Source organism: Fibrobacter sp. UWB5 (assembly GCF_002210295.1).
Lineage (GTDB): Bacteria > Fibrobacterota > Fibrobacteria > Fibrobacterales > Fibrobacteraceae > Fibrobacter.
Genome location: NZ_MWQH01000016.1, coordinates 1 through 5,081, shown reverse-complemented (window position 1 = coordinate 5,081; position 5,081 = coordinate 1). Strand labels below are relative to the sequence as shown.

The following is a 5,081-nucleotide window of genomic DNA, read 5'->3' as shown; positions in this document are numbered from 1 at the left end:
AAAAATTAATGAAGAGTTTGATCCTGGCTCAGAACGAACGCTGGTGGCGTGTCTTATACATGCAAGTCGAGCGGTGCAGCAATGCATAGCGGCGAACGGGTGAGTAACGCGTAAGCAATCTGCCCCCTGCTCGGGAATAGCCGTGCCAACGCGCGGGTAATACCGGATATGGTGGCCCTGGACATCCGGGGTTGACAAAAGATTTATCGGCAGGGGATGAGCTTGCGTCCGATTAGCTAGTTGGCGGGGCAACGGCCCACCAAGGCGACGATCGGTAGCCGGCCTGAGAGGGTGATCGGCCACATTGGGACTGAGATACGGCCCAGACTCCTACGGGAGGCAGCAGTAGGGAATATTGCACAATGGGGGAAACCCTGATGCAGCAACGCCACGTGTGGGAAGAAGCATTTCGGTGTGTAAACCACTGTCGTGAGGGAATAAGGCATCGTTTCGGCGATGTTGAATGTACCTCGAGAGGAAGCACCGGCAAACTTCGTGCCAGCAGCCGCGGTAATACGAGGGGTGCAAGCGTTGTTCGGAATCACTGGGCGTAAAGGGAGCGCAGGCGGAAGCTCAAGCGGATTGTACAATACCGGGGCCCAACCCCGGACCTGCAGTCCGAACTGGGTTTCTTGGATAGTTCAGGGGCAAGCGGAATTCCTGGTGTAGCGGTGGAATGCGTAGAGATCAGGAAGAACACCGATGGCGAAGGCAGCTTGCTGGGGACTTATCGACGCTCATGCTCGAAAGTGCGGGTAGCAAACAGGATTAGATACCCTGGTAGTCCGCACCGTAAACGATGCATACTGGGTGTCCGCGGTTCGCCGCGGGTACCGTAGCCAACGCGTTAAGTATGCCGCCTGGGGAGTACGTACGCAAGTATGAAACTCAAAGGAATTGACGGGGGCCCGCACAAGCGGTGGAGCATGTGGTTTAATTCGAAGCAACGCGCAGAACCTTACCAGGGTTTGACATGGGAACGCCGCGGCGAGAGATCGCCGTTTGTAGCAATACACGTTCCGCACAGGTGCTGCATGGCTGTCGTCAGCTCGTGTCGTGAGATGTTGGGTTAAGTCCCGCAACGAGCGCAACCCACGTTTCCAGTTGCCACCCGCAAGGGGGCCCTCTGGAGAGACTGCCGGGGACAACCCGGAGGAAGGTGTGGATGACGTCAAGTCCTCATGGCCCTTACATCCTGGGCTACACACGTGCTACAATGGGCGGTACAATGGGTCGCAACGCCGCGAGGCGGAGCCAATCCTCAAAGCCGTCCTCAGTTCGGATCGGAGTCTGCAACTCGACTCCGTGAAGCTGGAATCGCTAGTAATCGTGGGTCAGCACACCACGGTGAATACGTTCCCGGGCCTTGTACACACCGCCCGTCAAGCCATGGAAGGAGGGAGCGCTCTAAGTCGCGATGCCGACCCGCAAGGGGGGCCAGCGCCTAAAGCGAGACCTCTGACTGGGGCTAAGTCGTAACAAGGTAGCCGTACCGGAAGGTGCGGCTGGATTACCTCCTTTAAGGAGTAAACATAGGACATATGTCCTACCACCTGTTACTCATGTTCAAGACGATACCGTCACCTGAAGCACATCTCCGGTTCCTTTAGGGCCCGGGTCTGTAGCTCAGCTGGTTAGAGCACCGCTCTGATAAGGCGGGGGTCAATGGTTCAAGTCCATTCAGGCCCATACCTTTCGGGGTTATAGCTCAACTGGTAGAGCGCCAGCTTTGCAAGCTGGATGTTAGGAGTTCGAGTCTCCTTAGCTCCAGGAAAGCGCCCCCGGGCGCAAGGATAGATCCGCCGCGAGACGGTGGACGCAGATTGAAAACTTTGGCGACAACATACGAAAAAGCAACAAGCACAGAGTGACTTGAAGCACCAAGAATAACAAGGTGGATTCGAGCTGCTCATGCAGCAATAGATCGAGCTGAATCGCTGGAAAACAGGATTTAAGCGAAGGAATGCACGCGGGGGATGCCTTGGCATCAGCCGGCGACGAAGGACGGGCCAAGCCCCGAAAGTGCCATGCGAGACGCAAAGGGTCATTGACCATGGCGATTCCGAATGGGGAAACCCACGCATTTGCGTATCCTCTGGACGAATACATAGTCCAGCGGAGGCTAACCCGGGGAACTGAAACATCTAAGTACCCGGAGGAAAAGAAATCAACCGAGATTCCCTGAGTAGTGGTGAGCGAAAGGGGAGGAGCCCAGACGGGTTCCGTAGCATGGATGCTTGGCGAAGCGGGATGGAAAGCCCCCCCACAGCAGGTGACAGGCCTGTAGCCAAGAGTAAATGTTCGGCCGTCGAAGAGTAGGGCGGGACACGTGAAATCCTGCCTGAAGACGGGGGGACCACCCTCCAAGGCTAAATACGAGCTGATGACCGATAGTGCACAGTACCGTGAGGGAAAGGTGAAAAGCACCCCGAGAGGGGAGTGAAAGAGCGCCTGAAACCGCGTGCATACATTCTGTCGGAGGGAGGATTCATCCTCCTGACGGCGTGCCTTTTGTTTAATGAGCCAGCGAGTTGCTCGCGTACGGCGAGGTTAAGGGCCTCAGGCCCGGAGCCGAAGCGAAAGCGAGTCTCAACTGGGCGACCAGTCGTACGCGGCAGACACGAAGCCTTAGTGATCTACCCATGGCCCGGCTGAAGCGGAAGTAACATTCCGTGGAGGGCCCAACCGATATACATTGAAACGTGTCCGGATGAGCTGTGGGTAGGAGCGAAAGACCAATCAAACTGGGCGATAGCTTGTTCTCTCCGAAACATATTTAGGTATGGCGTCATGAATAGCTTCACGGGGGTAGAGCACTGGAAGGACTAGGGGGCACACCCGCTTACCAAACCCTATCAAACTCCGAATACCGTGAACGTGGTGCATGGCAGACAGCCCGCGGGTGATAAGATCAGCGGACGAAAGGGAAACAACCCGGACCATCGACTAAGCGTCCCCAAGTACGTGCTGAGTGGTAAAGGATGTGGGGTTGCACAGACAGCCAGGAGGTTAGCTTAGAAGCAGCTACCCTTTAAAGAAAGCGTAATAGCTCACTGGTCAAGCGACCCCGCGCCGAAAATGATCGGGACTAAGCACGTCACCGAAGTCGTGGACCCTGGCAACAGGGTGGTAGGAGAGCGTTCCGCAGGCCTGGGAAGGCGGGTGGCGATGCCCGCTGGAGGTACCGGAAACGAGAATGCTGGCATGAGTATGCGAAAATGCGGGTGAAAAACCCGCACACCGTAAGTCCAAGGGTTCCCGGGCAAGGATAATCCTCCCGGGGTCAGTCGGGATCTAAGACGAGGCCGAGAGGCGTAGCCGATGACAATCCGGTCAACATTCCGGAACCCCACAGTAAGCGTCACTACCGACGGGGCGACGCATGGGACAGCGCGTAGCGGCTGACGGATGCCGCGGATGGAGTGCAAGGCTCCGGGGAGGCAAATCCCCCCGGTACATGCCCCAGGCTCCGGACCTCGCGAAGGCTTCGGCCGGAACGGGAGTCGCGTGGGCCCGTGCCAGGAAAAACCCCTAAGGGAGCGAATGTGGGCCCGTACCGTAAACCGACACAGGTGGACGAGGCGAATAGCCTAAGGTGCTCGAGACAACTCGGGAGAAGGAACTCGGCAAATTAACCCCGTAACTTCGGGATAAGGGGAGCCTCCGAGGGTGAGTATGAACAGTACGAAGCCTTTGGAGGTCGCAGGGAAACGGCAGAAGCGACTGTTTACCAAAAACACAGGGCCATGCTAACACGCAAGTGGACGTATATGGTCTGACACGTGCCCGGTGCCGGAAGGTTAACAGGAGGGGTCAGCGCAAGCGAAGCCCTGAATCGAAGCCCCGGTAAACGGCGGCCGTAACTATAACGGTCCTAAGGTAGCGAAATTCCTTGTCGGGTAAGTTCCGACCTGCACGAATCGTGTAACGACTTCTGCACTGTCTCCTCCCGGGACTCGGCGAAATTGCAGTGCCGGTGAAGATGCCGGCAACCCGCACCTGGACGGAAAGACCCCATGAACCTTCACTGTATTTTGACATTGGTTTTAGGGCCCGCATGTGTAGGATAGGTGGGAGGCTTTGAAACGGCGACGCCAGTCGTCGCGGAGCCGCCCTTGAAATACCACCCTTGCGCGCTTTGAGATCTAACCTCGTCCCGTCATCCGGGACAGGGACCGTGTCTGATGGTCAGTTTGACTGGGGCGGTCGCCTCCTAAAAGGTAACGGAGGCATCCAACGGTTCCCTCAGCGCGGTCGGCAATCGCGCGTAGAGCATAAAGGCATAAGGGAGCTTGACTGCGAGGCGGACACGCCGGGCAGGTACGAAAGTAGGGCTTAGTGATCCCGCGGTACAGCGTGGAAAGGCCGTTGCTCAATGGATAAAAGGTACTCTGGGGATAACAGGCTGATCTCCCCCAAGCGTTCATAGCGACGGGGAGGTTTGGCACCTCGATGTCGGCTCGTCGCATCCTGGGGCTGGAGAAGGTCCCAAGGGTTTGGCTGTTCGCCAATTAAAGCGGCACGCGAGCTGGGTTCAGAACGTCGTGAGACAGTTCGGTCCCTATCCGGTGTGGGCGTTCGAGACTTGAGGGAAGCTGTCCTTAGTACGAGAGGACCGGGACGGACGTACCTCCGGTGTACCGGCTGTCGCGCCAGCGGCATTGCCGGGTAGCCGTGTACGGATCGGAGAAACGCTGAAGGCATCTAAGCGTGAAGCCGTTCCCAAGATCAGGTCTCGCGGGGGCAACCCCATGTAGGGCCGTCGTAGACTACGACGTCGATAGGCCGCAGGTGTGAGCGTGGCGACACGTTGAGCCGAGCGGTACTAATAGCCCGGTAGAGCTTTTCCTTTTTTTCGACGATTCGGTTCATCTGCCGCGTGGGCAGCCCGGATCCACATCAGCTTCAAGGCTGTGCAAACAAAGACTTTTTCGACAGCAAGTTGTCGCCGACGACATTGTTTCAGCGGTTACCGAGAGGGGGTCATACCCGTTCCCTTTCCGAACACGGAAGTCAAGCCCCTCATCGCCGATGGTACCTGGCCCACGGGCCCGGGAGAGTAGGTCGCCGCTGGATTCACG

2 tRNA genes and 3 rRNA genes are annotated in these 5,081 nt (G+C 57.4%); all 5 read left to right on the top strand.

From position 1 onward, the window contains the following. Positions 1 to 5: 5 nt before the first annotated feature. Positions 6 to 1,521, top strand: a 16S ribosomal RNA gene (locus B7989_RS13785). A gap of 94 nt (positions 1,522 to 1,615) precedes the next feature. Then, positions 1,616 to 1,689: transfer RNA gene (locus B7989_RS13780), tRNA-Ile, on the top strand. A gap of 8 nt (positions 1,690 to 1,697) precedes the next feature. After that, a tRNA-Ala gene (locus B7989_RS13775) sits at positions 1,698 to 1,770 on the top strand. A 177-nt stretch (positions 1,771 to 1,947) separates the two neighbouring features. Beyond that, positions 1,948 to 4,851: ribosomal RNA gene (locus B7989_RS13770) — 23S ribosomal RNA — on the top strand. Positions 4,852 to 4,961: 110 nt separating this feature from the next. Then, a 5S ribosomal RNA gene (gene rrf, locus B7989_RS13765) occupies positions 4,962 to 5,076 on the top strand. The 16S, 23S and 5S rRNA genes sit together here with 2 tRNA genes alongside, the layout of an rRNA operon. The last annotated feature ends 5 nt before the right edge of the window (positions 5,077 to 5,081 follow it).